Here is a 26,887-nt window from a genome sequence, read left to right as displayed (position 1 = left end):
CGCACGGGTGGCGGACATCCACGCAAACGAAAGAGACGAGGAGAACGAGCCATGGAAGTGACGACGCATCGCGGCGAAGGGCCGCTGCAGCAGGTGATCGAGATCGGCAAGCACCGCATCCTGACGGACGTGAAGCCGGAATTCGGCGGCGAGGACAGCGGCCCCGAGCCGCACGACATCCTCGCGGCCGCGCTGGCCGCGTGCACGACGCTCACCGTCAGCCTGTACGCGAAGCGCAAGGGTTATGCGCTGGACGAAGTGAAGGTGTCCATCAAACACGGCCAGGAAGGCGCGGCGTACGGCCTGCACCGCGTGATCGAATACGTGGGCGCGCTGGATAGTGATGCGAAGGCGCGCCTGACCGACATCGCCAACAAATGCCCGGTGCACAAGACCTTGTCGGGCACGATCCAGATCACCACGGAGGCACGCTGACATGAGCACGTTCGACCAAGAGTACGGCAGTGGCCTGGACACCGTCGTTATCCCGCGCACGCACGACCTGGGCGGTGGCTTCGAGGTGCGGCGCGCGCTGCCGCACAAGGACCGGCGCATGGTGGGCCCGTTCGTCTTCCTCGACCAGATGGGGCCGCATGTGTTCCATGCGGGCGAGGGCATCGACGTGCGTCCGCATCCGCACATCGGGCTGGCCACCGTCACGTATCTGCTGGATGGCCAGATCCGCCACCGCGACAGCCTGGGCACCGTGCAGGACATCAAGCCGGGCGAGGTGAACTGGATGACGGCCGGGAAGGGCATCGTTCACTCGGAACGCACGGGGCCGGACGTCCGGGCCGCCGGTTCCAACCTGTTCGGCCTGCAGTGCTGGGTGGCGCTGCCGCAGGCGAAGGAAGAATGCGACCCGGCGTTTTCGCACACGGGCGCGCAGCAACTGCCGATCCTCGACGGCGACGGCGCCACCGCGCGCATCATCGCCGGCAGCTATTTCGGCAAGACGTCGCCCGTGCCCGTGCAGTCGCCGCTGTTCTACGTCGACCTGGCGCTGCAGCCGGGCGCGCGCCTCACATTGCCGGCCGAGTATCCGGAGCAGGCGCTGTACGTCGTCGCCGGCACGCTCGACCTGGGCCGCGATGGCCGCTTCGAACAGGGCCAGCTACTCGTGCTGAAACCGGGCGCTGTCGTGACCCTGGCCGCGACGGCGGAGGCCGGCGCGCGCGTGATGCTGCTGGGCGGCGAACCGATGGACGGCCCGCGCTACCTGACGTGGAATTTCGTGTCGAGTTCCGCCGACCGCATCGAGCAGGCCAAGGAAGACTGGCAAGCCCAACGATTCCCGCATGTGCCGGGCGAGACGGAATTCATCCCGCTGCCCGACCTGCCGGGCCGGCCCGTGCGCTATCCGTGACTATCCTTGCGCGCCCGCGCTGCGCGGCGGCGGGACGACGTGGCGCCGCTCGTCCGGGCGTGTGAGCACGCGCATCGCGACGTCGAACGGCACGCCCAGGGCCGCCAGCGCGCGCGCGGGCGAGCGGCGTTCTTCCTGGGCCTCGTGGATTGCCGCCTCGATCAGCAAGGCGGTCTTGTAGTCGCTTCGTTTTTCCATCGCCAGATGCTAACACGAAGGCGCGACGGGCCGGCCGGACAGCGCGCTGCCCGCCACCGCCTCCGCAAGGAAATCGGCGACGGCCCGCACGCGCGCGGACGCCGCCAGGTCGGCGTGGATGACGAGCCAGACGCCGTCGCTGAACACCTGGTCCGGCGCGAGCACGCGCACGAGGTCCGACCCGGCGACGAGGAAATCCGGCAGGACGGCGAGCCCGAGTCCCGCGCGCACGGCGGCGATCTGCGCGCGCAACGTCGATGCGGCCAGCACCACGCGAGCGTCCGGCGCGCGCCGCGCCAGCCATTGCGCCGCGGGCAGGTGCGCGTGCGCCTCGTCCCACGTGACGACGGCGCGGCCGGCCAGCGGATCGTCGCCGCGCGCCGGATGCCGCGCGAGATAGTCGCGGTTGCCGTACACGCCGTGCGTCATCTCGCCGAGGCGGCGTGTCTTGAGGTTGCCGTGGCTGGGACGGACCACGCGCAGCGCGAGGTCGGCGTCGCGCCGGCCCAGTTCCACGGTGGCCGTCGTCGTGACGATTTCCAGGCGCAGCTGCGGGTGGCGCGCGACGAAGGCGGGCAGTGCGGGAATCACGAGGTCCGTCGCCAGGTTTTCCGACGTGGCGAGGCGCACGAGACCCGACACGGCGGGCGCCAGGCCCGACGCGCCCCGCTCGAACGCGAGCATGTTGTCCTCGACGGCTTCCGCGCGGCCGAGCAGTTCGCGGCCCTCGTCCGTGAGGCAGTAGCCCGTCTGGTGGCGGGCGAACAGACGGGTGCCGAGGCGCGTCTCCAGCTCGGCGATGCGCCGGCTCACGGTCGACTGGCTCACGCGCAGCACGTCCGACGCCCGCGTCAGGCTGCCGCCACGCGCCACTTCGAGGAAGTATTTCAGGTCGTTCCAATCCACGAGTCTTCCATTTTTGGAAAATGATCCGCCGATTATTGGTGTTTTCTTTGCAAGACGCAACGCGTACATTGTCATCAAGCCGCCGCGGGCGGTATCACGAGCAAAGGACAACGACATGCTGACGACACGACGCCTTGGAATGCAGGGCCTGGAAGTTTCCGCCATCGGCCTGGGCTGCATGGGCATGAGCCATGCGTACGGCACGCCGGACGACGCGGAATCGATCGCGACCATCCACCGCGCCATCGGCCTGGGGTGCACCTTCCTCGACACGGCGGAAGTGTATGGCCCGTTCACGAACGAGGAATTGCTGGGCCGCGCACTGGCCGGCCGGCGCGACCAGGTGCAGATCGCGACGAAGTTCGGCTTCGTCATCGGCAAGGGCCACTTCGCCGGCGCCGACAGCCGCCCGGAACACATCCGCGAGGTGGTCGAGGCGTCGCTGAAACGCCTGCGCACGGACCGCATCGACTTGCTGTACCAGCACCGCGTCGACCCGGCCGTGCCGATCGAGGACGTGGCGGGTACGGTGAAAGACCTGATCCGCGAAGGCAAGGTGCTGTATTTCGGCCTGTCGGAAGCGGGTGCGTCGACGATCCGCCGGGCGCACGCCGTGCAGCCCGTGACGGCGCTGCAGAGCGAGTACTCGATCTGGGAGCGCAATATCGAGGCGGACGTGCTCCCGGTACTGCGCGAGCTGGGCATCGGCTTCGTGCCGTTCAGCCCTCTCGGCCGGGGTTTCCTTACCGGCACCGCGAAGCGCGCCGAGGACTATCCGGCGGACGATTTCCGCGCCCAGAACGACCCGCGCCTGCAGGGGGAAAACTTCGACCGCAACCAGGCCATTGCGGGCCTCGTGAAGGAGATCGCGGCCGCGCACCACGCGCTGCCCGGCCAGGTGGCGCTGGCGTGGCTGCTGGCCAAGGGCGACGACATCGTGCCGATCCCCGGCACCAAGCGCCGCACGTACCTGGAGCAGAACGTGGCCGCGGCCGACCTGCGGCTCGACGCCAACGATATGCGCCGCCTCGACGGGGCGCTCGAGGAGATCGGCGTCGCGGGTGCGCGCTACACGGAGAAGGCGCTGGCGATGGTCGACCGCTGACGCAGCCTGCCGCCGCTCACGCCTCCCGCGGCCCCGGCTGCAGCGCGGCGCGCACGGTGGCCAGGATGCCGTCCGACGCGGCCCGGTCCGACACGGCGCGCGCCAGGGTGAGGGCGCCGACCATGGCGGCGAGCGCCACGATGCCGCCGTCGCCGGGGCCGGCCGCGAGGCGGCAATCGGCCAGCAGCGCCGTCATGTGCTCGATCATCGCGTCCGCCGTCGCGCTGGGCTGGCCGCGCAAGCCGAGTTCCGCCGCCAGCGTGGGCAGCGGGCAGCCTTCGCCCGGCTCGTCGCGGTGGCGCGTGGACAGGTAGTCGTCGATGACGGCGCGCACGGGTTCGTCGCCGGCCGGGGTGGCCGGTTCGGGCATGGGCACGGCGGTAGGCGCGGCGGCAGGCGGCGCCTGCCACCGTTCCAGCGTCTGCTCGGCGGCGGCTTCCAGCGAAGCCTGCACGAGCGCATCCTTCGATTCGAAATGGGCGTAGAAACCGCCATGGGTAAGGCCGAGCGCTTTCATCAGCGGCACCAGACCGGTGCCTTCGATGCCGTGCTTGCGGAAGCGGCGCGCGGCTTCGCCGATGATGCGTTGCCGCGTTTCGGCCTTATGGTTACTAGAGTAACGCATGCTCTTGGTTGGTTTGGAATTGTTGTATGCGGTCCGTGCGGCCGGGTGCGACGGACCTGCCTGGCATCGGTGCGTTTAATGAAATTGGGCAACGCCCCGTGTCATCATTTTAATCCTTCATATGGGATTCCACAATTCCGGCCATCGATTTGCCGGAATTGGTGTTGCATCTTCCCGTACATACAGCGGCTACGCGGCCCCGCCGGCGGCGGCGCCCCGGGGTACTTCCGCCGGGGCCGCATGCTCGCGCAGGTAGGCGGCGCAGGCGTCGGCATCGAGCGGCTTGCTGAAGTAATCGCCCTGGATCTGGTCGCAGCCGGCGCTGCGCAGGACGGCCACCTGCTCGTCCGTCTCGACGCCCTCGGCGATCACGGCCAGCCGCAGCGTGTGCGCCATGCCGATGATCGCCTTGACCATCGCCAGCGAATCGGCGCTTTGATGGACGTCGAGGACGAACGAGCGGTCGACCTTCAGCTTGTCGACCGGGAGGCGCTTGAGGTAGCTGAGGCTCGAGTACCCGGTGCCGAAGTCGTCGATGCTGAGCGTGGTGCCGAGCTCGCGTAGCCGGCGCATCAGGTCGGCCGTGCGGGCCGGGTCGTCCATCGAGATGCTTTCCGTGAGCTCCAGTTCCAGCAGGCGCGGGGACAGGCCGGACTCGCGCAGCACACCGTCGACGAGCGCGACGACGTCCGTCCCCAGGAACTGCTTGCCGGACAGGTTGACGGCAACCGGGACGTCGGGCACACCGGCGTCGCTCCAGGCGCGGCGCTGCGCCACGGCCGTGCGCAGTATCCATTCGCCGATCGGCACGACGAGGCCGGACTCCTCCGCGATGGGGATGAATTCGGCGGGCGAGATCGCGCCGTGTTCCGGATGCTGCCAGCGGACGAGCACTTCGAGGCCCGCCACGCCGCCGCCGTGCAGGTCGGTCTTGGGCTGGTAGTTCAGCGACAGCTCGCCCCGTTCGAGCGCGTGCCGGAGCTGATTTTCCAGTGTCACCTTGCGCTGCATGGCCTGGCTCAGCTCTTCCGAATAGCGCTGGATCTGGCCTCCGCCCAGCGCCTTGGCGCGCCGCACGGCCATCGTCGCGTCGTTCAGGAGCACGTCGCCGTCGGCGCCGTCTTCCGGGAAGATGGCGTAGCCGATGCTGCACGTGAGCGGGACGGCCCCACCGGCACCGGCGCCGCCTGCTGTGAATTCGCGCGTGACGGCCTGCAGCAGCTGGCGCAGGCGGTCGCGCGCGACGGTGTCGTCGCCGAGGCCGGGCAGCAGCAGGACGAATTCGTCGCTGCCCGCGCGCGCCAGCAGGTCGCCCGGGCGCAGCAGGGCCTGCAGGCTTCCCGTGATGTCCACGAGGGCCTTGTCGCCCGCGTGGTGGCCCAGCAGTTCGTTGAGGCGCTTGAACTTGTCGACGTTGACCGTCGCGACGAGCACGTGCTGGCCGTCGCGCTTCCACGTCTCCAGGTTGTCGCCGATCGTGCGCACGAGGACCTGGCGGTTCGCGAGCCCCGTCAGCGCGTCGTGCGTGAGCAGGAACTCGACCTGGCCCGCGGCCGCCGCGAGGTCGGGATTGTCGCTGTCCACGTACACGTGCGCCTGCAGCGACTGCGCGGCCGTCGCGAGCTGGCGGAAGTGGATCAGCTGTTCCGTCATGCGCGCAAGGTCGCGCAGGATGTCGAGGTCGTCGTCGTCGAGCGTGCGCGGCACGCGGTCGAGCACGCACAGGGTGCCCAGCGGCATGCGGTCGATCGAGTACAGCTGCACGCCCGCGTAGAACCGCACGTGCGGCGGGTTCACGACCATCGGGTTGTCGGCGAAGCGCGGATCCTCTTTGGCGTCGGGGACGATCAGCGGTTCGCGGTCGAGGATCGCATGGCCGCAGAACGACACCGCGCGCCGCGTCCCCGTGAAGTCGATGCCGCAGCGCGACTTGAACCACTGGTCTTCCTTGTCGACGAGCGACACGAGCGCGATCGGCATCTTGAGCAGGCGGCTGGCCATGCGGGTGATGCGGTCGAATGCGTCTTCCGGGGCGGTGTGGAGGAGGCGCGTGGCGTGCAGCGCCGTCAGCCGGCGCGCTTCGTCGAGCGGAATCGATGGGGTCTGCATGGCGTGTCTTGTGGAGATCGGCTGAGACACATTCTGCCACGGGCGGCAAAGCCGAGGCACGAGCTTGCTGCTAGGCACTCCCAGCGTCGCGGAACCGCTGCACGAGGAAGTCCGCGAACACGCGCACCCGCGCGGACAGCTGACGCGCGCGCGGGTACAGCACGGAGACGGGAATCGGCGGCGGCGGCACGTCGGCCAGCACTTCGACGAGCTGCCCGTCCTGCAGCCGGTCGGCGATGCGGTAGCGCGGGACTTGCACGAGACCCAGGCCGGCGAGGGCGGCCGCCGTATAGGCTTCCGTGCCCGTCACGAACACGACGCCCGGCGGCGTCGCCAGCTTGAGGCCGGCGTCCGTCATGAATTCCAGCGGATACGGGCGCCCCGTCGCCGTCGACACGTAATGCACGGCCTGGTGATGCACGAGATCGGCCAGCGTCCCGGGCATGCCGAAGCGTTCGACATACGCGGGGCTCGCGGCCGTCACCTGTTCGAGGTCGGCCGCGCGCCGCGCGACCATCGACGAATCGTGCAGCTGGCCCGCGCGCAGCACGCAGTCGACGCCTTCGCGCACGAGGTCGACGAGGCGGTCGTCCTCCCCCACGTGCAACTGGATGCGCGGATAGCGGGCGAGGAAGGCGGGCAGCGCGGGGAACACGAAGTAGCGCGCGAGCGTGGGCTGCAGGTTCACGCGCAACAGGCCGGCGGGCTCGCTGCCGCGGAACGCGTCCTCCGCTTCGTCGAGGTCGGCCAGCAGGCGCACGCACCGTTCGTAGTACGCGGCGCCGTCCTGCGTGGGCGCGACGGCGCGTGTCGTCCGGTCCAGCAGGCGCGTGCCGAGGCGGTTCTCCAGGCGCTTGATGGCATTGGTGGCGGTGGCGCGCGGGATCAACAGGTCCTCGGCGGCCTGCGTGAAGCTCCTGCGCTCCACGATGCGCACGAAGATCTGCATCTCCTGGAACCGATCCATCTGCGTCGCCAGGTGATGGCGCGGCCGCGCAGCTCCTTCGCGAACACGCGCGTCAGCGCTTCGACGGCGCCTTTCGTGGCCACGTACACGCCGTAGGTGGGCGGCGCCATGTGCAGCACGCTCGTCGAGAAGTTGACGATGCGTCCGCCGTCGTTCATCCGGGTGGCCGCCTCGCGCATCGTGTTGAACGTGCCCGTGACGTTGATGGCCATCGCGCGGGCGAACACGTCGTCGCTCGTCTCGGCGATGGTCACGTACGGGAGGACGCCCGCATTGTTGACGAGGACGTCGACGCGGCCGAGCGTCTCTTCGATCGTCGTGAACATGCGCTTCACGTCGGCGGCGTCCGCCACGTCGGCGCGCACGGCGATGGCGCGGCCGCCGGCCCCTGCGATGACGGCGACGGTGGCGTGCGCCGCGGCTTCATTGCCGGCGTAGTTGACGGCGACGGCGGCGCCGATGCCGCGCGATGCGCCGGTGACGAGGGCGACGCGGGTGCTGGGGTTCGCTTGGGTAGTCATCGTGATCTCCTGGATGGGTTGACGGTGAGGTCATGATGATTGATTTCTTTCTACGGATAATCCAGGCTAAAAATGCTTATGAATTCCATTTGAAATAACAATTGGCCCAAAGCGCGGTGGCGGACGGGCGCACCGTCCCCGGCGCACGATTGGCTGGCGCCCCGGCCTTGCGCTAACATGGGTGAGCGGCCCGCGGCGGGCACCTGGAGACCACCATGAAAGCGATAGTGACCGGCCACACCAAGGGCCTCGGCGCCGCGCTTGCCGGCAACCTGCTGGCACGCGGCGTCCCCGTGCTCGGCCTGGCGCGCAGCCGTTCGGCCGACCTGACGGACGCGTATCCCGATCTGTTCGAGGAAGTCGAGCTGGACCTGGCCGACAGCGTCGCGCTGTCCGGCTGGCTGGCCGGCGGCGCGCTCGGCGACTACCTGGACGGCACGGGCGCCGTCCTTTTGTTGAACAACGCGGGCATGGTGAGCCCCGTCGGCCCGCTCGACGCGCAGGACCCGCAAGCCGTGCTGCGTGCCGTGCAGCTGAACGTGGCGGCGCCGATGGCGCTGGCGGCGGCCGTCGTGCGCGCCAGCGATGGGGCGCAACGGCGGATCCTGCACATCTCCAGCGGCGCGGGCCGCAACGCGTATCCCGGCTGGAGCGTCTACTGCGCCACCAAGGCCGCCCTCGACCAGCACGCGCGCGCCGTCGCGCTCGACCGCGAGCGGGGCGTGCGCATCTGCAGCCTCGCGCCCGGTGTCATCGACACGGGGATGCAATCCGAGATCCGCGCCGTGCCCGAGTCACGCTTCCCCATGCGCCAGCGCTTCATCGACTTGAAGGAGTCGGGGGCGCTGCTCGATCCGGACAGGTGCGCCGAACAGCTCGTCGACTACCTGCTCGGCGCGGGCTTCGGTGCGGAGGTCATCGCCGACCTGCGCACCCTGTCGTAAGCACCGTCACGCGGCAGGCGCGCGCGGGATCTGCAGGCCTTCCTTGACGGCGGGGCGGGCGCGGAACGCCTCGAGCACGCGGCCCACTTCGGGGAAGCGGTCGAAGCCGACGATCTCGGCCGCGTCGTAGAAGCCGACCAGGTTGTTCACCCAGGGGAATGTGGCCACGTCGGCGATCGTGTATTCGTCGCCCACGAGCCAGGTGCGGCCCTTCAGGTGCGCGTCCAGCACGCCCAACAGGCGCTTCGCCTCGTGCACGTAGCGGTCGCGCGGGCGCTTGTCCTCGTATTCGCGGCCGGCGAATTTGTGGAAGAACCCCAGTTGGCCGAACATGGGGCCGATGCCGCCCATCTGGAACATCAGCCACTGGATCGTCTCGTAGCGCAGCGCCGGGTCCGCGGGCAGCAGCTTGCCGGTCTTCTCCGCCAGGTAGAGCAGGATGGCGCCCGATTCGAACAGCGGGAGCGGCTTGCCGCCCGGGCCGTTGGGGTCGATGATCGCGGGGATCTTGTTGTTCGGGTTCAGCGACATGAATTCCGGCGTCGTCTGCTCGTTCTTGTCGAACGCGATGCGGTGCACTTCGTACGGCAGCCCGATCTCTTCGAGCATGATCGACACCTTGACGCCGTTCGGCGTGGGCAGCGAATACAGCTGCAGGCGGTCGGGGTGCTGCGCGGGCCATCGCTGCGTGATGAGGAATGGGGTCAGGTCGGGCACGGACGTCTCCTGTCGGTTGGATTGCGTTGATTGTACTCAAGATACGCGACGGCGCAGGGTGGGAGCATACATCTTGGTCTCGGGCAACGATCGGTGGGGAGCGATGGACGAGCTGCTGCGCTACTACGAGGAAGAGCTGGGGTTGTTCGGCCACTTCGCGCGCGAATTCCGCGCCCGCTATCCGAAGCCAGCCGGCGCGCTGCACGTGACGGGCGAGGGGTGGGACGATCCCGGCGTCGCCCGGCTCGTGCAGTCGGTGGCGCTGCTGTCCGCGCGCATCAACAAGCGCCTCGACGACGACTATCCCCGCTTCACGGAAGCGCTGCTCGACAGCCTGTATCCCCATTACCTGCGGCCGCTGCCCTCGTATTCCATCGTGCAGATCGGCGGCCGCGCGCCCGCCGAAGTGCCCGCGCATCCGTCCGTGCTGGCACGAGGCACGATGCTGCGGACGAGCGCCGGCAGCGACAGCCCGTGCCGCTTCCGCACGGTCTACGACGTGCTGCTGGCACCGCTCTCCGTGACGCGGCTGGCGTTCGGGCCGCTGCACGGCGTCGCGCGCATGCAGAGGATGCCGCGCGGCGCCGCATGCACCATCAGCCTCACCGTCGAGGCCACCCGCTCGGGCTTCACGTTCGACCGCCTGCCGCCGCACTGCCCGCCCGTGCTGCGCCTGTTCGCCGACGGCGAGGCGTCGCTGCGCGCCATGCTCGTCGACGCGCTGTTCCTGCGCTGCGCCGCCGCGTGGCTGCAGCCGGACGGCGACACGGGTTGGCTGCCGCTGCCCCGCGTGCCGCTGCGTCTCGCGGGGTTTGCAGACGAGGACGCGGTGCTGCCGTATCCCGCGCGCTCGCATCCCGCGCCGCGCCTGCTGACCGAGTATTTCTGTTATCCGGAAAAATTCAACTTCATCGACGTCGACCTGGCGGCGCTCGCGGGCCTGCTGCCGCCGCGCTGCCGCGGCTTCACGTTGCACGTCGCGCTGTCCGGTATCGCGCCCGACTCGGACGCGGCGCGCCTGCTGGCCGGGCTGGATGCAAGCAACCTGCTGCCCGGCTGTACCCCGGTCGTCAACCTGTTCCCCAAGGCGGGCGCGCCGTTGCAGCTCGCGTACACGAGCGCCGACTACCCGCTGCTGGCGGACGGCGCGCACGCGGCCGCATACGAGATCCACAGCGTGGACGCCGTGCGCCTCGTGCGTGCGGACACGGGCACCGTCACGTCGTTCGAGCCGCTGTACACGTCGGGCGTCGCCACGCCGGGCGTCCCGTCGTCCGGCGCCGCGCACTACTGGGTCGCGCGGCGCGACGAGGCGACGGCTGCCGTCAGCCCAGGCCACGAGATGCGCATCGCCCTCGTCGACGGCGATTTCCGCCCGCTCGACGCGGCCGGCGCCACCTTGTCCACGGACCTCACGTGCAGCAACCGCGACCTGCCGTCGCACCTCGCCTGGGGCCAGCCGCAGGGCGACCTGCGCAGCGACGAGCTGTCGGGCCTGGCGCCCGTCCGCATGCTGCGCAAGCCGTCGCCCGGCTGGCGTTTCCCCGGCACGCGCGGCACGCACTGGCGCGTGATCGCCCACCTGGCGCTGGACCACACGGCGTGGTCGATGGCGGGCCTGGACGAATTCCGCAGGATGCTCGCGCTGTACGACCTGCCGCGCGCGCCCGTCGCGCAGCGCCAGATCGCCGGCATCGTGGGGCTGGAGCACGGCAGCGTGCGCGAGTGGCTGGCCGCGGCGCCCGTCGCCACGCTGGTCCCCGGCATCGGCATCCGGATCACCGTCGACGAGGACGCGTTCGCGGGCACGGGCCTGTATCCGTTCGTGCAGGTGCTCGACCATTACGTCGCGCTGAATGGGCAACTGAACGGCTTCACGCGGCTGCAGGTCGTGTCGCACCAGACGGGCCGGGAAATCGTCGCCTGCGCCCCGCGCGGGTCCGGCGCGCAGTCCGGCCGCCCATGGACCTGATCGCCCGCCTGCTGGCCGAGCCCCAGCGCTTCGACGTCGTCCAGGCCGTGCGCCTGCTGCTGCTGGCGCTGGGCGAGCGGGGCATCCCCGAACGGGTCGCGCTCGACCGCCACCTGCGCTTTCCCAACAGCGTGGCGCTCGCGTTCCCGCCCAGCCAGCTGGAGGCGGCGGTGCGCGACGGCGACACGTATCGGCTCACGCCCGCGTTCATGGGCTTGCTGGGCGCGCACGGCGCGCTGCCGCTGCACGTGACGGAGCGCCTGCTCGCGCTTCCCGCCGACGCGCCCGAGGGCCAGGCGGCCCGCGCCTTCCTCGACATGTTCAGCACGCGCATGGTCACGCTGTGGTACCGCGCGTGGCGCATCTACCGGGTCGAGCATCTCGTGGCCGGACCGCGCGACGCCTACCTGCCCATGCTGCTGGCGCTGGCCGGCCTGCCCGCGCGCGACGCGTTCGCGCAGGACGGCGTCCCGGACACCGCGCTGGGCGCCTTCGCCGGCCTGCTGCGCCGGCGGCCCGTGTCGGCGGCCGTGCTGGCGCGCGTGCTGTCCAGTCACTTCGGCGTCGCGGTGCGCGTGGAAGAGGGCATCGGCCACTGGGACCGCCTCGCGCCCCGCGAACAGAGCGTGCTGGGCGTGGACTCCCAGCTCGGCCGGCGCGCCTTGCTGGGCGCGCGCAGCTGGCGGCCGGACTTGCGCGTGCGCGTGCGCATCGGCCCCCTCGACCGTGCCCGCTACGACCGCTTCCTGCCCGGCGCGCCCGGCGCGCGCGCGCTGCGCACCCTGCTTGGCCTGTTTGCCGTACCGACGCTCGCCTACCACGTCGTGCTCGTGCTGCGCCAGGCGGACCTCGGCGCCGTGCATTTGGGCCCGTCCGGCCGCCGCCTTGGCCTCGACAGTTATCTTTATTCCGCCCCGGCGCCGGCCGACCGCGCCGACCTCTGTTACGAACTGCGCCCGCTGGATCCGCTGCCCGCGCTACAATCCCCTTGACCTTCCCATTGTGGGAAGCCATATCCTGTGGTCGTCATCACAGGAGGAACCATGGACACGACAATGGCGGACGATGCCGCCCTCGACATCGACATCGGGGGCATGACCTGCGCTTCCTGCGTCGCACGCGTCGAAAAGGCGATCAAGGCCGTGCCGGGCGTGGTCGATGCGAGCGTCAACCTGGCCACGGAACGGGCGGCCGTGCGTGGGCCAGCGCTCGACCTGCAGGCCATCGTCGCTGCCGTCGAGCAGGCCGGCTACGAGGCGCGGCCGTCGGGCGCGGGCAAGCGCGAGGCGGTCCAGGTGGGTGCGCTTCCGGATTGGTGGCCGGTCGCGGCGGCCGCAGTGCTGAGCGCACCGCTCGTCGCGCCGATGGTGCTGCGCGTGTTTGGCATCGACTGGATGCTGCCCGGCTGGCTGCAGCTCGCGCTGGCCACGCCCGTCCAGTTCTGGCTCGGCGCCCGGTTCTATCGCGCCGGCTGGAAGGCGGCGCGCGCCGGCGCCGGCAACATGGACTTGCTCGTGGCGATCGGCACGTCGGCCGCGTACTTCCTGTCGCTGTACCAGCTCCTGCGCGCGGGCGGCGGGCACCCGATGCCGCACCTGTATTTCGAATCGGCGGCCGTCGTCATCACGCTCGTCCTGCTCGGCAAATGGCTGGAAGGACGCGCGCGCCACCAGACCGTCGCCGCGATCCGCGCGCTGGAAGCGCTGCGTCCGTCGACCGCCATCGTCCGCCGCAACGGCCGCGACGAGACGATCGCCCTCGACGCGCTGCGCGCCGGCGACCTGATGGTCGTGCGGCCCGGCGAGCGCGTGCCGGCCGACGGCCGCGTCGTGGAAGGCGCAAGCCATCTCGACGAGGCGCTGCTGACGGGTGAAAGCCTGCCCGTCGCGAAAGGCGTCGACGACCGGGTGACGGGCGGCGCCGTCAACGGCGAGGGCCTGCTGCTGGCCGAGGCCACGGCCGTCGGCGCGGACAGCATGCTCGCGCGGATCATCCGCATGGTCGAGGACGCGCAGGCCGCGAAGGCCCCGATCCAGCGCCTCGTCGACAAGGTCAGCGCCGTGTTCGTGCCCGTCGTGCTGGCGATCTCGCTCGTCACCCTGCTCGCGTGGGGCGTCATGACCGGCGACTGGCAGGCGGCATTGTTGAACGCCGTCGCCGTGCAGGTGATCGCCTGCCCATGCGCGCTGGGCCTCGCGACGCCCACGAGCATCATGGTCGGCACGGGCGCGGCCGCGCGCCACGGCATCCTCATCAAGGACGCGGAAGCGCTGGAGACGGCGCACGCGCTCGACATGGTCGTCTTCGACAAGACGGGCACGCTGACGGAAGGCCGGCCGCGTGTCGTCGCGCTGGAAGGCAATGACCCAGCCAACGTGCTGGCACTGGCAGCGGCCGTGCAGCGGGGCAGCGCGCACCCGCTGGCGCGTGCGGTGGCGGAGTTGGCGGCGGCGCGCGAGGTCGTGGCGCCGAAGGCCGCCGACGCCGCCGCGCTGCCCGGCCGCGGCGTGCGCGCCCGCGTGGGCGACAACGTCGTCTATCTCGGCAACCGCCGCCTGCTGGACGACATCGGCGGTGGTGTCGAGTTGCCGGCCGCGCTGCTTGCGGCGTCCGAGCGCCACGAGGCGGATGGCCGCACCGTGTCTTGGCTCGTGCGCGTGCGCGGTGCGGAGGTCGTCGTGGATGGCGTGCTCGCGTTCGGCGACCGCGTGAAGGCGACGAGTGCCGCCGCCATCGCCCGCCTGCGCGCGCTCGGGGTGGACAGCATGATGCTCAGCGGCGACAACGACGGCAGTGCCCGTGCCGTCGCCGGGGCGCTGGGCCTGGACCGCTGGGTCGCGCACGTGCAGCCGCAGGACAAGGCGGACGTCGTGCGCGGGCTGATGAAAGAGGGCCGCCAGGTGGGCATGGTCGGCGACGGCATCAACGACGCGCCCGCGCTGGCCGCGGCCCACGTCGGGATCGCGATGGCGGGCGGCACGGACGTCGCGCTGCACACGGCCGGCATCACCTTGATGCGCGGCGATCCGCTGCTCGTCGCGGACGCCATCGACATCTCGGACCGCACGTGGCGCAAGATCCGCCAGAACCTCGCATGGGCGTTCGTCTACAACGTCGTCGGCATTCCCGTCGCGGCGCTGGGCCTGCTGAACCCCGTGCTGGCCGGGGCGGCGATGGCGCTCAGTTCCGTCAGCGTCGTCACCAACGCGCTGCTGCTGCGGCGCTGGCGGCCCGCACCGCGTCCCGCCGTCGATGTCGCGGCCGACCCAATGCCGGACGTGCCGCTGTTCGCCACTCACTCAACCAACGGGGCCGCACCGGCCCCGGCACAAGGAGCACACACGATGTATGAATTGACCGTCGAAGACATGAGCTGCGGCCACTGCGTGGGCCGCGTCACGAAGTCCGTGCAGGCCGTCGACAAGAATGCGAAGGTCGACGTCGACCTGGCGACGAAGAAGGTCAAAGTGGACAGCACGGCGGACCTGGACGCCATCGCACGCGCGATCGACGCGGCGGGCTATCCGGTGACGGCCAAAAGCGCCTGATCACTCGATCGTCTTGACGAAGCCGACGTAGACCCGCCGGGCGACGAAGTGGTCGAACCCGGCCTGGCGGAACGTGCCGGTGTCCGTCCCGTAGGTGCGCAGGCTGCCGTCGAAGACGTCGTTGGCGTTGACGGTCAGGCTGAGTGTTTTGCCCAGCGCATGCTTCCACGTCACGTTCACGCTGCTCGTCGGGCCGTAGCGGCCGAGCGGCGTGATGCCGGCCGATTGCGCGTGCGCGTCGAGCGACAGGTCGTCGCGGCCGGCGCTGTAACCGGCCCTGACGTTCAGGTAGCCCGCCGCGCCGCGCTGGCGCACGGGGCCGGCCACGTCCGGCGTGTCGAGTGCCACGCGGACCATGCCGCCGTCGATACCGAGGTGCAGCGCTACCGCCGGCGTCCAGTCGAGCGAGCCCGTGACGCCGACCGAGCGGCCATGTCCGCCGTTTTGCTGCGACGTGACGAGCACGTTGTCCGACACGGTGTGCGCTGCGACCACCGTGTCGCGGCTCGTCCGGTAGAACACGCCGACAGTCCCATCCACGCGGCCCCCCTGGGCGTGGGCACCGAGTTCCCAGGCGCCGAGCCGCTGCGGCCGCAGGCCAGGGTTGCCGCGGCTGCGGTTCTGCGCGTCGACGTAGGTGGTGAACGGATTCAGGTCGCGCGGGTCGGGCATCTGCAGGCTGCCGCGATAGGACAGGGTCACGTCGGCGTCGTCCCCGAACGCGCGCCGCACGTGCACGCTCGGGTTCACGGCTTGCCAGTGGTCCGTGTGCGCGGCACCCTGGACCGCGTCGACGCGCACCGCCATGCGTTCGGCCCGCGCGCCGAGCAGGGCTTCCCAGTCGCCATGCCGGACCTTGTCGGTCACGTACGCGGCGCGCACGGTCGTCGTCACCGCGTAGACATTGGTGGTCGAGGGATCTGGCCTCTCCGCGCCGGTCGCGGGATCGAGCTCCGCCTGGACATTGCCGATGTCGTCCGTCCGGTCGTGCAGGTCGAGGCCCGCGCCCCACTGGCCGTGCGGCGCGGCGCCGCTCCAGTCGACGGTGGCCTGGTCGAGACGGCGCGCCGACCGCGTCGCGCCGTGGCTGTAGGTGCTCGCGCGCAGGGGTTCGACGAACACGTCGCGATACGATTTGTCCACCAGCGCGCGCGTGGCGCTGTGCTCGAAGGCGGCCTTGAGCGCCGTGCCGTTGCCCTGGCGGCTGTAGGCCAGGCTCGCGCTGTCGTCGGACTGTTCGTTGGGACCGTTGGAGATGCGGTGGTAGATCGTGTCGGCGGCGCCCGTGCGCTCCGCGGACAGCACGTCGAACAGGGGGCGCGAGTGGCGGCCGCTGTGGCGGGCCGAGACGCTCACGCTGTCCGCCGCACCGAGCGCGTAGTCGGCACCGAGCGCCGCGCTGTCGACGACGCGGCGGACGAAGACGCGCGACGTCTGCACCGTGCGGGCGGGCAGCCCGGACAGCGGGTCGGTCCAGTCGACCTCCGAGCCGCGGATTTTCAGCGTGCCGTCGTGGCGGTACGCGATGCTGCCGTGCACGCTCAGCGGCCCGCGGGTCATGTCGCCCGATGCGCCAGTATTCCACAAGCCCTGGTCCGTCGCGCTGCACCGCAGCTGCGCATGGGCACCGGGCTTGCGGTTGCGCTTCAATACGATGTTCACGATCGCGCCGCCGTTGGCGTCCTGCGCCACCGACGGATTCGTGATCACTTCGACGCTGGCGATGCCGGCACCGCTCATCGTCTGCAGCGCGACGGCACGGTCTTCCGCGGACCCCGCCAGCAGCGCCGTCGGCTTGCCGTCGACCAGCACCGTGACCTGCGTGCTGCCCTTGACGGCGATCCGGCCATCGGCCGTGACGGAAAGCTCGGGTGTCGCCTGCAGCACGTCCTGCGCGGACCCGTTGGCCGCGCGCGGCAGCGTGGACACGTCGTAGACCGTGCGGTCGAGCTTGCGCGCGACGGCTTCTTTTTTCGCCGTGACCGTCACCGTCGGCGCGGCCGGTTCGTCGCCGTCGCCCGCGAGCGCCGCCCGTGCCGCGAGCCCGAGCACGGCCGCGCACACCATCTTCCTCTGCATGTGACGTCCTTTTCAATCCGATGCAGGGGATTGTCGGCGAGGTGCGGCCGCCCGCGTCACGGTGTGTGACCGGCGGCCGGTTGCGCGTGACGGCTCTGCGCGCTCAGTGCCCTTCGTGGCCTTCGTGCCCGCCGCGCTTGGCGGTGCCGATCACCTCGCCCTGCGCGGGCGCGGGCGGCGCGCTCGGGGCGTCGGGCAGCGCGCCCGTCCACTCGCGCGCCACCGTGCCGGCGGGGTGCTCGTACCAGCCCGGGTCGCGGTAATCGCCCCGCGCCAGGCCCTCGCGCACCTTGATGACGGTGAACATGCCGCCCATCTCGATGTCGCCGAACGGCCCGCTGCCCGCCATCATCGGCAGCGTGTTCTCCGGCAGCGGCATCTGCATGCCGCCCATCGAACCGCCCTTGTCGCCCATGACCATATAGCCGGGCACGAGGTCGTTGATGGTCTTCGCCACGCCGGCCTGGTCGACGCCGACGAGGTTCGGCATGGCGTGGCTCATCGCGTTCATCGTGTGGTGCGATTTATGGCAGTGGAACGCCCAGTCGCCGGGATTGTCCGCGACGAATTCGATCGCGCGCATCTGGCCCACGCCGATGTCGACCGTCACCTCGGGCCAGCGCGCGGCCGGCGGCAACCAGCCGCCATCGGTCCCCGTCACTTCGAAGCGGTGGCCGTGGATGTGGAACGGGTGGTTCGTCATCGTCAGGTTGCCCATGCGGATGCGCACCCGGTCGTCCTTGCGCACGACCATCGGGTCGGTGCCGGGGAAGGCGCGGCTGTTGATGGTCCACAGGTTAAAGTCCAGCATCGTGTTCACGTTGGGCGTGTAGTTGCCGGGGGCGATGTCGTAGGCGTTCAGCAGGAACACGAAGTCGCGGTCGACGGCGTGCTGGCGCGGGTCCTTCGGGTGCGTGACCCAGAAGCCCATCATGCCCATCGCCATCTGCGTCATCTCGTCGCTGTGCGGGTGGTACATGAAGGTGCCCGCGTGGCGCGCGACGAATTCGTAGACGAACGTCTTGCCCGGTGCGATGGCGGGCTGCGACAGACCCGCCACCCCGTCCATCCCGCTGGGAAGGATCTGGCCGTGCCAGTGGATCGTCGTCGCCTCCGGCAGTTTATTGGTCACGAAGATGCGCACCCGGTCGCCCTCGACGACCTCGATCGTGGGGCCGGGACTCTGCCCGTTGTAGCCCCACAGGTTCGCCTTCATGCCGGGCGCGATCTCGCGCACGACGGGTTCGGCCACCAGGTGGAATTCCTTGACGCCGTCCTTCATGCGCCACGGCAGGCTCCAGCCGTTCAGCGTGACGACGGGGTTGTACGGCCGGCCGCTCGCGGGATGCAGCGGCGGCTGCGTGGCGGGCGACGACTGCACGGGCGCTTCCGGGATGGCGGCCGCGGCGGCCTTCGACACGAGCGAGGCGCCGACCATGGCGCCGGCCGCGCCGGTAATGAAATGTCTGCGGTTCGTCATTCTGCGTGTTCCTTGTGCGTTGCGGGCGCGGCCTGCGGGGCGATCCGCATGCCCAGGGCGGCTTCCAGTTCGGCTTGCGCTTCCCAGAACGCCTGCTGCGCCTCGATGTAGGCGGTGACCGCCTCGGCCTGTGCGCGCGCGTCGGCCAGCAGGTCTTGCGGGCTCGCGAGCATGCCGTTGTAGCGCAGCAGGACTTCGTCCCCGATCTTCCTGCGTAGCGGGATGATCGTGTCGCGGTAGTGGCGCGCGACATCGTACGCGTTGCGGTAGGCGAGGTAGCGCTCGCGCGCTTCGCTGCGCGCCGTGACGGCCGCGAGCGCGACGCGGTCCACGGCCCGCATGTACGTGGCCTCGGCGCGGGCGACGCGCGCGCCGCCCCAGTCGAACAGCGGCAGTTCCAGCGACAGCGTGTAGCCGCGTTCCGTCGGCGCGTCCGTCTGCGACTTGTTTGCGTAACCCGCGTCGAGCACGTTGATGAAGCGCGTCGTGCGCGTGAGGCCCAGGTCGGCCGCCGTGGCGGCCGCGTCCGCCCGTGCCGCCTGCACGTCCAGGCGTTGCGCCAGCGCGAGGCGTTCGACGTCCGGCAGGTCGGCCGGCGCGGCCGGCAGGTCGGGCAGGTGGTCGGGCAACGCATAATCTGCATCCTTGCCCCACAGGCCCAGCGCGCGCGTGAGGCGTTCGCGCGCGGCCGTCGCGCGCCGCGCCGCGCGCGCGACGTCGCCCGCGGCCTGGGCGTGGAAGACCTGTTCGCGCGCCAGCTCCAGCTGGTTCGTGTTACCGACGCTGGCCATGCGACCCGTGAGTTCGGCACCCGCGGCGCTCGCGGCCAGCACGCGGCGCGCGTAGTCGAGCGCCTGCCGGCTCGCCACGGCCTCGATCCACGCCGTGCGCGTTTCCAGCGCATGCCGCTCGATGGCGGCACCCACGTCGCGTTTGACCTGTTCGAAGCGGCGCGTTTCCATGCGCGCGGCCAGCGGTGCCGTCAGCAGGCCGACGAGGTCGAACGTGATGCCGCGTTCGATCTCGAGGGCGCCACCGCCCGCCAGCCGCTTGAAGTCGAGCTTCGGATTCGGCGGCCGCGACGCGGTGACGAGATCGGCCTGCGCGACGCCGACGTTCCGGTACGTGGCCTGCAGGCCAGCGTGGTTGACGACGGCGATGCGCACCGCGGCGTCCATGTCGAGCGGCGCGCCTTGCGCGAACACCGGGAGGTCGCGCAGCGAGGCGGCGAGGGCGCCGGCACCGTCACGCGCGAGTTCCGGCGTCGCGCCGATGCGCGCCTGCGTCGTGGCCGCGACGTCGCCGAAGCCGCCATCCGGCGCGACGGTCGCGCAGCCGGACAACAGCGCGAGCGCGGCCAGCGCGGCGGGCGGGCCGGTGCGGAGACCAGGGCGCCGCATCACTTGCCCTCCTTGTGGTCGCAGCAGCCGGCGCCGTCCTTCATCGCCATGCCGCTGCAGCATCCGCAACCGCCATCGGCCGGTTTGCACTGCATGGCGCCGTGATCGCCATGGTCGCCATGGGCCGGCATCTTGTCCTTGCCGTCGCAACACGCGCAGCCGCCGCCCCCCATGCACTGCATCGCGTCCATGTCCATGCCGGCATGGTGGTCGTGACTGCCTTGCATGCCGGGCATGGTCAGTCGCATCGGATTGCGTCCGCCGACGGTCGTATTGGCGGTGCGCCAGGCTTCGTCGGGACGTGCGGCCGGCGCGGGTTCGGTGTGGTAGTCGATGGCCGGCTGCGCGCGCGTGGCGGGCGCCGGTGCCTGCGGATCGGCGACGCCGCCGGGTGCGGTCTGCGCGGCGGCGTGCGTGGCTGCGCCGGCCAGCAGGCAGGCCAGCGCACAGGTCAGGTGGTGTCGTTTCATATCGTCTCGTTCGAATGCGTGAAGGACGCCGCAGCGCTCAGTGCGCGGGCGACGGACTGCGGACGCGGCTCGGTGGCCGCGCCGTTCAGGCGACGAAAAGGCGGGGAGGGCGTTCGGGCAGCGCCGGGTCGACGCTGGGCACGTGGCCGGCGCGGAAGGGGATGGCGACCGACGGGGGCGCGCACGCCGGCGCGACGACCGTCGCCGGCACGGGCGCTGCGGCGATGCAGCAGTCGGCGCACGCTCCGTGATGCTTGTCCGGGTGATGCGCGTCGGCGGCCTTGGCGGCATCCGCGGCAGGTGCCGTGTCGTGGCAATGGTGCGCGGCCGCCATGGCGGCCGGTGCAGCCACGGACGGCAGCATGCGCGCCGCCGCCGCCACGCCCTGGACGGGCAGGGCCAGCAACAACAACCAGACGAACAGCGAGCGCAGGACGGTATTCACGGCGCGATTCTAGCACGGTGCCGCTGCTTGGCAGTGCGCCGGGCGCGACGCGCGTGGTAGCATGTCGACAATGACTAAAGGGACGACGCCGTATGGGCATCTTGGGGCACTTGTTTGCGACGCGGGCCATGCGCAGCCGCCGCCAGGTGGGCGAACGTGCCGCGCAGGTCATCGAGCGGGTGATCTTCGACATGGGGGTCGACCGCCTCGTGCAGGGCACGTTCGTGCTCGACCGGCGCTGCCGCCCGTATTACTCCAGCGCGCAGGGCGTCCGGGGCCGCGCCGACGTCGTCGTGGCGCTGGCACAACTGGCGGAATGCGCCGCGCTGCGGGCCGCCGCTCATGCCGATCCCGATCCGCAGGCGCTGCGGGCGCATACGGCGGCCGTCGTTGCGGGCCTGCTGCGCGAGTTCGAGGCCCGTTCGGCGCGCTTTCGCGCACTGCCCGCCGCGTCCGCGGATTAGGACCCGGCCGATGTCAGCGCATCGCCGAGCGCAGCGCGCCCGATTCGAAATAGATGTGGCGGATCGGCGGATACGCGGCCGCCACCGCGGTTTCCAGCCGTTCGATCGCGGCCTCCACCTCGTCGATGCGCATGCCGCGGTTGAAGCGCACGGCCGCCGTCAGCAGCACGTCGTCCGGCCCCAGTTGCATGCTGAGCACCTTGCCCACGTCCTCGATCGACGGGTCGTCGCGCAGGATCTGGCACACGCGCCGCGTGGCGTCCGTGCCGATGCCTTCGCCCACGAGCAGCGCGCCCGTCTCGCGCGCGAGGGCGAACGCGGCGCCCACGAGCAACAGGCCGATCATGACCGACGCGCCCGCGTCGAAGTAGGGACTGTCGAACAGCCAGCCCAGCGTGATGCCCACGGCCGCGATGGCGAGGCCCAGCAGCGCGGCCGTGTCTTCGATGAAGACCGTGAACACGGACGCGTCCTTGCTCGCATGGACGGTCTGCCACAGCGACGCGCCAGGCTTGCGCCGCTTGTTCAGTTCACGCCGCGACACGTTCCAGCTGTAGCCCTCGAAGCAGGCGGAGACGGCCAGCACGACGTAGTTCCACAGCGGGTCCTCGACCGGATCCGGGTGGCGCAGCGCGCTGATGCCGTGGTAGATCGAGAGTCCGCCGCCCAGCGAGAACACGGACAGCGCGACGAGCAGCGCCCAGAAGTACAATGCCTTGCCGTACCCGAACGGATGGCTCTTGTCGGCGGGCTTGGCGCTGTTACGTTCACCGATCAGCAGCAGGAACTCGTTGCCCGTGTCGACGGCGGAGTGGATGCCTTCCGCGAGCATGGCGGCGCTGCCCGTGATGGCGGCCACGATGAACTTGGCCACGGCGATGCCCAGGTTGGCGAGGACGGCCGCGTAGATCACCTTGCGCGATCCGCTTTCCTTGTTGCCGCTGTCGTCGGCGTCGGCGCCTCGTTCGTTGTCGGTGTCCGTCATGGGCTGTCGTCGTTGTTGGATGTCGAACCGGATGTCGAACCAAGTGTAGCCAATCCGCCGCGGGTGGCTTGCACGGCTGGGAGCGTCGATGAGCGTACGTAATCTCAAGCAACTGTTTGCACCGGCGTCGGTGGCCCTGGTCGGCGCATCGGAGCGCCCGGGCAGCGTGGGCGCGACCATGCTGCGCAACCTGCGCGAAGGCGGCTTCAAGGGCGCGCTGTACCCGGTGAATCCGAAGTACGACACCTTGGACGGCCTGCAGGTCTGGGCCGACGTGGGCGACCTGCCGCAGGCGCCGGACCTCGCGATCATCTGCACGCCACCGGCGACGATCCCCGCCATCGTGCGCCGCCTGGGCGAATTGGGGACGCGCGCCGCGATCGTGATGAGTGCGGGCGTGTCGACGGCGCGCGACGCGCGGGGGCGCAGCATCAAGCAGGCGATGCTGGATGCCGCCAACCCGTACCTGCTGCGCATCCTGGGCGCGAACAGCTCCGGCCTGCTGGCGCCCGGCATCGGCCTGAACGCCAGCATCGCCGTGGGCGGCGCGGCGGCGGGGCGGATCGCGTTCGTGTCGGAATCGGGCGCGCTGATGGCGGGCGTGCTCGATTGGGCGCGCACGCGCAACGTGGGCTTTTCCACGTTCATCGCGTTGGGCGAGTCGGCCGACGTCGACTTCGGCGACGTGCTGGACTACCTGGCCAGCGACCCCGGCACGTCCGCGATACTCGTCCATGCGGAGAGCGTGCGCCATGCCCGCAAGTTCATGTCCGCCGCGCGCGCCGCGGCCCGCAGCAAGCCCACGTTGATGCTGAAGGCGGGCCGCTCGCTGGAGGCGGCGACGGCGGGCGCCTGCCTGTCCGGCGTGCTGGCGCGGCCGGACGACGTGTACGACGCCGCGATCCGCCGCGCCGGCATGCTGCGCGTGTACACGACCGACCAGCTGTTCGCCGCCGTCGAGACGCTGGCGCGCGCCAAGCCACTGTTCGGCGAACGCCTGGCGCTGATCGGCAACGGCGCGGGGCCCGTCGTGCTCGCGGCGGACGCGCTGCAATACGGCGGCGGTCACCAGGCCGTGTTGGCGGCGGAGACGGTGGCAAGGTTGCGCGACCTCGTGCCCGAGTGGAGCGGCAGCGGCGAATTGAACCTGCGCGGCGACGCGCCGCCGGAGCGCTACCGCGACGTGATCGACGTGCTGCTGCACGACCCCGAGGCGCATGCCGTCGTGATGATCCACGCGCCGAACGCCGTCGTCGATCCGGCCGACGTGGCGCGCGCCGTGGCGCCGCTGGCGAAGGCGTCGTCGCGCAATGTGCTCGCGTGCTGGCTCGGCCTGCAGTCCGTCGGCGAGGCGCGCACGATCGCGTACGAGGCCGGCATGCCGGCGTACCGTACGCCGGAAGCGGCCGTGAACGGCTTCCTGCAGATCGTCCACTTCCGCCGCAACCAGCAGCTGCTGATGGAAGTGCCGGCATCGATCGGCGACGGCGAGCCGGACCGCGACCGGGCGCGCGCCCTCGTGCGCGCCGCGCTGGAACGGGGCCGCCGGACCGGCCGCTACCTGCTGGACGACCCGGACACGAAGGCCATCCTGGACGCCTACGGCATCCCGACGGTGCCCACGCGCGCGGCCGCGACGCCCGACGAGGCGGTGGCGATGGCCGCGGAGATCGGCTATCCGGTGGCGGTGAAGATCCTGTCGCCGGACGTCGTGCAGAAGTCCGACGTGGGCGGTGTCTCGCTCGACCTGGACACGCCGGAGGCCGTGCGCGCCGCGACGGAGCGGATGGCGAAGCGGCTCGCGGAACTGAAGCCGGACGCGCGCCTGGACGGCTTCATCGTGCAGGCGATGGCCCGGAATCCGGAAGCGCACGAGCTGATCGCGGGAGCCGCATTGGACTCCGTGTTCGGCCCCGTGATCCTGTTCGGACAGGGCGGCCTCGCCGTGGAAGCCGTGAACGACCACGCGGTCGCGCTGCCGCCGCTGAACACGGTGCTGGCGCGTGACCTGATCTCGCGCACGCGCGTGGCGCGCCAGCTGGCCGGCTATCGCAACCATCCGCCCGCCGACCTGGACGCCATCGCCGCCGTGCTCGTGCAGGTGGCGCGCCTCGTGGCCGAGGTGCCGGAGATCGTCGAACTGGACATCAATCCGCTGCTGGCCGACGGCAACGGCGCCGTCGTGCTGGATGCGCGCCTGCGCGTCGCGCCGCCCGACCGCGCAGGCAATGCGCTCGACCGGCTCGCGATCCGTCCGTACCCGGTCGAGCTGGAGGAAGTGGTGCCGTGGCAGGGCGGGACGATCCTGCTGCGCCCCATCCGCCCCGAGGACGGCGCCGCGCACGTGGCGTTCTTCAATGCCCTGACGCCGGACGACGTGCGCTACCGCATGTTCGTGCGCGTGCGCGAGCTGCAGCCGGCGCAGCTGGCGCGCTTCACGCAGATCGACTACGACCGCGAGATGGCCTTCATCGCCACGCGCTCGGGGCCGGACGGCGCCCCGGAAACGCTCGCGGTGAGCCGCGTCGTGGCCGACCCGGACAACATGAGCGCGGAATTCGCCGTCACCGTGCGCTCCGACCTGAAGGGCAAGGGCCTCGGCGTCATGCTGATGAATAAGTTGATCGCCTATTGCCGCGCCCGCGGCACCCGCGAGATCGTCGGCGAGGCGCTGCCGCAGAACGCGCCCGTCATCGGCCTCGTCAAGAAGCTCGGGTTCACGGTGGGGCCCGTCGACGAGGACGAGGGCGTGCGCAAGTTCTGGCTGGACCTGCGGTGACAAACCGTAGAATCGGTGCGAACCGACGAATGATGCAACTTACATGGGCTACCACGTCACGATCCTGCGCACGCGGGGAAAGGCGTCGCTTCCGATCATTGAAGACGAGATCGAAAGGGCCGCGGCCACGCTGCCCGGCGGGCGCCACGACCGCGCAGCGCGTACGCTCCACGCGGATGGCGGGCTGCAGCTGTGGTACCAGGATGGCCAGCTGTGGACGAAGAACCCGGACGACGATGGGCTCGACCGCATGATCGCGCTGGCCGATGCGCTGGGTGCGCGCGTGCGGGGCGACGAAGGCGAGACGTACCGGGCGCTGGACGATGCTTACACCCACCCCGACGACGAGGACGACCACCGCGCGACGGCCGCCTCGGCGGACCGATGGCGCCGCCGGGAGCGACGCACGTGGATCGTGCGCGGCATCGTCGTCGCGCTGCTCGTGATTCTCGCCGGCCGGCGCCTCGTCCAGGCGTACTGGTAGGGTCAGCGCCGGAAGCGCACGTCTTCCTGCACGACGGGCGCATCGGCCCGGGCGTCCCTGGCGCCTTTCGGTTTCTTGGGCTTCTTGGGCTTCTTGACGACGGCGCCGGACGCCGTCGTCTGCGGCACGCGGTGCTCGGGTGCGAAGCCCGCTTCTTCGTTGCGCGCCAGGCTCTGTTTCGTCAGCGCTTCGATGGCGGCGAGCTGCTGCACCTCGTCCGCGCACACGAGCGACACCGCCTCGCCCGACGCCCCCGCGCGGCCCGTGCGCCCCGTGCGGTGCACATAGTCTTCCGCGACGATCGGGAGGTCGACGTTGACGACGACGGGCAGGTCGTCGATGTCCAGGCCGCGCGCGGCGACGTCCGTCGCGACGAGCACGCGCACCTCGCCCGCCTTGAAGCGGTCGAGCGCGCGCAGGCGCGAGGGCTGCGGCTTGTCGCCGTGGATCGAGTCGGCCGCGATGCCGCGCGCCGCCAGCAGCTCGACGAGCTGGTCGACGCCCTTGCGCGTCTTCACGAACGCGAGCACCTGCGGCCAGTCGTGGCGCGCCAGCAGGTGCAGGAACAGGTCGGGCTTGCGTTTCTTGTCGACGGGGACGATCCACTGGCGGATCGCCTTCACCGTCGTGTTGCGCGGCGCCGCCTCGATGCCGACGGGGTCGTGCAGCAGCTTGGCGGCGAGCGCGCGGATCGGGTCGGAGAACGTCGCGGAGAAGAGCAGGGTCTGGCGCTGCTTCGGCAGCAGCGCGAGCAGGTTGTCGATGTCGCGCGAAAAGCCGAGGTCCAGCATGCGGTCCGCCTCGTCGAGGACGAGCGTCTGCACCTGGTTGAAGCGCACCGCGTTCTGGCGCTGCAGGTCCAACAGGCGGCCCGGCGTCGCGACGAGGACGTCGACGCCCTTACGCAGCCGCATCATCTGCGGATTGATGCTGACGCCGCCGTACGCGACCATCGTGCGCAGCGGCAGGCCGGCACTGTAGGCGCGCACGCTTTCGTGCACCTGTTCCGCCAGTTCGCGCGTGGGCACGAGGATCAGCGCGCGCGCCGCATTGCTCGCGACCTGGCCGCCATCCATCACGAGGCGCTGCAGCAGCGGCAACGCGAAGCCGGCCGTCTTGCCGGTGCCCGTCTGGGCGGCGGCCATGACGTCGCGCCCTGCCAGCACGGCGGGTATCGCCTGCGCCTGGACGGCGGTGGGCGTGTGGTACGAGAGCGAGGCGAGGGTGCGCGTGATCTGGTCGATCAGGCCGAGCGAAGCGAACGACATGGCGTGGTGGCGGTGTGTAAAAGGCGACAGTGTAACCTGCCGCGCCGCCTGGCCG

23 protein-coding genes and 1 pseudogene are annotated in these 26,887 nt (G+C 70.8%); 10 read left to right on the top strand and 14 right to left on the bottom strand.

What is annotated here, in order from left to right; translation table 11 throughout:
- Positions 1–51 precede the first annotated feature (51 nt).
- Positions 52–435 (top strand): OsmC family protein, encoded by a 384-nt coding sequence (locus tag HAV22_RS03945; protein ID WP_166856728.1) that lies wholly within the window; start codon positions 52–54, stop codon positions 433–435.
- Position 436: 1 nt separating this feature from the next.
- Entirely contained in the window at positions 437–1,366 is a 930-nt protein-coding gene (locus HAV22_RS03940) for a pirin family protein (protein ID WP_166856726.1), read from the top strand.
- Here HAV22_RS03940 and HAV22_RS03935 read toward each other — a convergent pair whose 3' ends face one another.
- A complete protein-coding gene (locus HAV22_RS03935) occupies positions 1,367–1,564 on the bottom strand; it encodes a hypothetical protein (RefSeq protein ID WP_166856724.1) in 198 nt (65 codons plus the stop codon).
- Between the two features lie 9 nt (positions 1,565–1,573).
- Complete coding sequence (locus HAV22_RS03930) at positions 1,574–2,470, bottom strand: LysR family transcriptional regulator (RefSeq protein ID WP_371869529.1); 897 nt, start codon at positions 2,468–2,470, stop codon at positions 1,574–1,576.
- 115 nt (positions 2,471–2,585) lie between these two features.
- Here HAV22_RS03930 and HAV22_RS03925 point away from each other — a divergent pair, with 115 nt between their 5' ends.
- Positions 2,586–3,575 carry an aldo/keto reductase gene (locus tag HAV22_RS03925; protein ID WP_166856722.1) on the top strand — a complete coding sequence of 330 codons (990 nt, stop codon included), beginning with the start codon at positions 2,586–2,588 and terminating at the stop codon, positions 3,573–3,575.
- 16 nt (positions 3,576–3,591) lie between these two features.
- On the opposite strand, the gene HAV22_RS03920 is transcribed toward HAV22_RS03925, so the two are convergent.
- From HAV22_RS03920 to HAV22_RS03905, 4 genes and pseudogenes are all read right to left on the bottom strand, one after another.
- Complete coding sequence (locus HAV22_RS03920) at positions 3,592–4,200, bottom strand: TetR/AcrR family transcriptional regulator (RefSeq protein ID WP_166856720.1); 609 nt, start codon at positions 4,198–4,200, stop codon at positions 3,592–3,594.
- Positions 4,201–4,389: 189 nt separating this feature from the next.
- Complete coding sequence (locus HAV22_RS03915) at positions 4,390–6,309, bottom strand: putative bifunctional diguanylate cyclase/phosphodiesterase (RefSeq protein ID WP_166856718.1); 1,920 nt, start codon at positions 6,307–6,309, stop codon at positions 4,390–4,392.
- A gap of 70 nt (positions 6,310–6,379) precedes the next feature.
- Positions 6,380–7,276, bottom strand: coding sequence for a LysR family transcriptional regulator (locus HAV22_RS03910; RefSeq protein WP_166856716.1), 897 nt, complete (start codon positions 7,274–7,276; stop codon positions 6,380–6,382).
- An 11-nt stretch (positions 7,277–7,287) separates the two neighbouring features.
- Positions 7,288–7,797: pseudogene (locus HAV22_RS03905) on the bottom strand (SDR family NAD(P)-dependent oxidoreductase); the annotation flags it as partial.
- A 215-nt stretch (positions 7,798–8,012) separates the two neighbouring features.
- Here HAV22_RS03905 and HAV22_RS03900 point away from each other — a divergent pair.
- On the top strand, positions 8,013–8,741 hold the full coding sequence (locus HAV22_RS03900) for an SDR family oxidoreductase (protein WP_166856712.1): 729 nt from the start codon (positions 8,013–8,015) through the stop codon (positions 8,739–8,741).
- A 6-nt stretch (positions 8,742–8,747) separates the two neighbouring features.
- On the opposite strand, the gene HAV22_RS03895 is transcribed toward HAV22_RS03900, so the two are convergent.
- On the bottom strand, positions 8,748–9,458 hold the full coding sequence (locus tag HAV22_RS03895; RefSeq protein WP_166856710.1) for a glutathione binding-like protein: 711 nt from the start codon (positions 9,456–9,458) through the stop codon (positions 8,748–8,750).
- A gap of 103 nt (positions 9,459–9,561) precedes the next feature.
- On the opposite strand from HAV22_RS03895, the gene tssF reads away from it, so the two are divergent.
- From tssF to HAV22_RS03880, 3 genes are read left to right on the top strand one after another with little or no spacing between them, the layout of a single operon-like run.
- Entirely contained in the window at positions 9,562–11,430 is a 1,869-nt protein-coding gene (gene tssF / locus HAV22_RS03890) for a type VI secretion system baseplate subunit TssF (protein WP_229421060.1), read from the top strand.
- Positions 11,421–12,422 carry a type VI secretion system baseplate subunit TssG gene (gene tssG, locus HAV22_RS03885; RefSeq protein WP_166856707.1) on the top strand — a complete coding sequence of 334 codons (1,002 nt, stop codon included), beginning with the start codon at positions 11,421–11,423 and terminating at the stop codon, positions 12,420–12,422. The genes tssF and tssG overlap by 10 nt, the downstream gene beginning before the upstream one ends.
- A gap of 51 nt (positions 12,423–12,473) precedes the next feature.
- Positions 12,474–14,978 (top strand): heavy metal translocating P-type ATPase, encoded by a 2,505-nt coding sequence (locus HAV22_RS03880; protein WP_166856705.1) that lies wholly within the window; start codon positions 12,474–12,476, stop codon positions 14,976–14,978.
- Here the strand turns inward: HAV22_RS03880 and HAV22_RS03875 are convergent, their stop codons facing one another.
- From HAV22_RS03875 to HAV22_RS03855, 5 genes are all read right to left on the bottom strand, one after another.
- Positions 14,979–17,057, bottom strand: coding sequence for a TonB-dependent receptor (locus tag HAV22_RS03875; RefSeq protein ID WP_166856703.1), 2,079 nt, complete (start codon positions 17,055–17,057; stop codon positions 14,979–14,981).
- 103 nt (positions 17,058–17,160) lie between these two features.
- Entirely contained in the window at positions 17,161–18,537 is a 1,377-nt protein-coding gene (locus HAV22_RS03870) for a multicopper oxidase family protein (protein WP_166856701.1), read from the bottom strand.
- Complete coding sequence (locus HAV22_RS03865; RefSeq protein ID WP_166856699.1) at positions 18,534–19,937, bottom strand: TolC family protein; 1,404 nt, start codon at positions 19,935–19,937, stop codon at positions 18,534–18,536. Before HAV22_RS03865 ends, HAV22_RS03870 begins: the two co-directional genes overlap by 4 nt.
- Positions 19,937–20,407: a hypothetical protein gene (locus tag HAV22_RS03860; protein ID WP_166856697.1), complete on the bottom strand. Its 471-nt coding sequence runs from the start codon at positions 20,405–20,407 to the stop codon at positions 19,937–19,939. The genes HAV22_RS03865 and HAV22_RS03860 overlap by 1 nt, the downstream gene beginning before the upstream one ends.
- Positions 20,408–20,492: 85 nt before the next feature.
- Positions 20,493–20,852, bottom strand: coding sequence for a hypothetical protein (locus HAV22_RS03855; RefSeq protein ID WP_166856695.1), 360 nt, complete (start codon positions 20,850–20,852; stop codon positions 20,493–20,495).
- 128 nt (positions 20,853–20,980) lie between these two features.
- Between HAV22_RS03855 and HAV22_RS03850 the strand changes: the two genes are divergently transcribed.
- Complete coding sequence (locus HAV22_RS03850; protein WP_166856693.1) at positions 20,981–21,316, top strand: hypothetical protein; 336 nt, start codon at positions 20,981–20,983, stop codon at positions 21,314–21,316.
- A gap of 13 nt (positions 21,317–21,329) precedes the next feature.
- On the opposite strand, the gene HAV22_RS03845 is transcribed toward HAV22_RS03850, so the two are convergent.
- A complete protein-coding gene (locus tag HAV22_RS03845; protein WP_166856691.1) occupies positions 21,330–22,301 on the bottom strand; it encodes a cation diffusion facilitator family transporter in 972 nt (323 codons plus the stop codon).
- Between the two features lie 88 nt (positions 22,302–22,389).
- Here HAV22_RS03845 and HAV22_RS03840 point away from each other — a divergent pair, with 88 nt between their 5' ends.
- A complete protein-coding gene (locus HAV22_RS03840) occupies positions 22,390–25,080 on the top strand; it encodes a bifunctional acetate--CoA ligase family protein/GNAT family N-acetyltransferase (RefSeq protein ID WP_166856689.1) in 2,691 nt (896 codons plus the stop codon).
- A 43-nt stretch (positions 25,081–25,123) separates the two neighbouring features.
- Complete coding sequence (locus tag HAV22_RS03835) at positions 25,124–25,564, top strand: hypothetical protein (RefSeq protein WP_166856687.1); 441 nt, start codon at positions 25,124–25,126, stop codon at positions 25,562–25,564.
- Positions 25,565–25,566: 2 nt separating this feature from the next.
- Here HAV22_RS03835 and HAV22_RS03830 read toward each other — a convergent pair whose 3' ends face one another.
- Positions 25,567–26,832 carry a DEAD/DEAH box helicase gene (locus HAV22_RS03830; protein ID WP_166856685.1) on the bottom strand — a complete coding sequence of 422 codons (1,266 nt, stop codon included), beginning with the start codon at positions 26,830–26,832 and terminating at the stop codon, positions 25,567–25,569.
- Between the last annotated feature and the right edge of the window lie 55 nt (positions 26,833–26,887).

Source organism: Telluria antibiotica (genome assembly GCF_011682055.1).
GTDB lineage: Bacteria > Pseudomonadota > Gammaproteobacteria > Burkholderiales > Burkholderiaceae_D > Telluria > Telluria antibiotica.
This window is presented reverse-complemented; position numbering and strand designations above follow the sequence as displayed.

Coding starts and splice junctions, on each gene's coding strand:
- HAV22_RS03910 (WP_166856716.1), bottom strand. CDS start 7,276: ATGGATCGGTTCCAGGAGATGCAGATCTTCGTGCGCATCGTGGAGCGC.
- tssG (WP_166856707.1), top strand. CDS start 11,421: ATGGACCTGATCGCCCGCCTGCTGGCCGAGCCCCAGCGCTTCGACGTC.
- HAV22_RS03870 (WP_166856701.1), bottom strand. CDS start 18,537: ATGACGAACCGCAGACATTTCATTACCGGCGCGGCCGGCGCCATGGTC.
- HAV22_RS03845 (WP_166856691.1), bottom strand. CDS start 22,301: ATGACGGACACCGACAACGAACGAGGCGCCGACGCCGACGACAGCGGC.
- HAV22_RS03945 (WP_166856728.1), top strand. CDS start 52: ATGGAAGTGACGACGCATCGCGGCGAAGGGCCGCTGCAGCAGGTGATC.
- HAV22_RS03860 (WP_166856697.1), bottom strand. CDS start 20,407: ATGAAACGACACCACCTGACCTGTGCGCTGGCCTGCCTGCTGGCCGGC.
- HAV22_RS03915 (WP_166856718.1), bottom strand. CDS start 6,309: ATGCAGACCCCATCGATTCCGCTCGACGAAGCGCGCCGGCTGACGGCG.
- HAV22_RS03850 (WP_166856693.1), top strand. CDS start 20,981: ATGCGCAGCCGCCGCCAGGTGGGCGAACGTGCCGCGCAGGTCATCGAG.
- HAV22_RS03880 (WP_166856705.1), top strand. CDS start 12,474: ATGGACACGACAATGGCGGACGATGCCGCCCTCGACATCGACATCGGG.
- HAV22_RS03925 (WP_166856722.1), top strand. CDS start 2,586: ATGCTGACGACACGACGCCTTGGAATGCAGGGCCTGGAAGTTTCCGCC.
- HAV22_RS03920 (WP_166856720.1), bottom strand. CDS start 4,200: ATGCGTTACTCTAGTAACCATAAGGCCGAAACGCGGCAACGCATCATC.
- HAV22_RS03900 (WP_166856712.1), top strand. CDS start 8,013: ATGAAAGCGATAGTGACCGGCCACACCAAGGGCCTCGGCGCCGCGCTT.
- HAV22_RS03940 (WP_166856726.1), top strand. CDS start 437: ATGAGCACGTTCGACCAAGAGTACGGCAGTGGCCTGGACACCGTCGTT.
- HAV22_RS03840 (WP_166856689.1), top strand. CDS start 22,390: ATGAGCGTACGTAATCTCAAGCAACTGTTTGCACCGGCGTCGGTGGCC.
- HAV22_RS03935 (WP_166856724.1), bottom strand. CDS start 1,564: ATGGAAAAACGAAGCGACTACAAGACCGCCTTGCTGATCGAGGCGGCA.
- tssF (WP_229421060.1), top strand. CDS start 9,562: ATGGACGAGCTGCTGCGCTACTACGAGGAAGAGCTGGGGTTGTTCGGC.
- HAV22_RS03875 (WP_166856703.1), bottom strand. CDS start 17,057: ATGCAGAGGAAGATGGTGTGCGCGGCCGTGCTCGGGCTCGCGGCACGG.
- HAV22_RS03830 (WP_166856685.1), bottom strand. CDS start 26,832: ATGTCGTTCGCTTCGCTCGGCCTGATCGACCAGATCACGCGCACCCTC.
- HAV22_RS03865 (WP_166856699.1), bottom strand. CDS start 19,937: ATGCGGCGCCCTGGTCTCCGCACCGGCCCGCCCGCCGCGCTGGCCGCG.
- HAV22_RS03835 (WP_166856687.1), top strand. CDS start 25,124: ATGGGCTACCACGTCACGATCCTGCGCACGCGGGGAAAGGCGTCGCTT.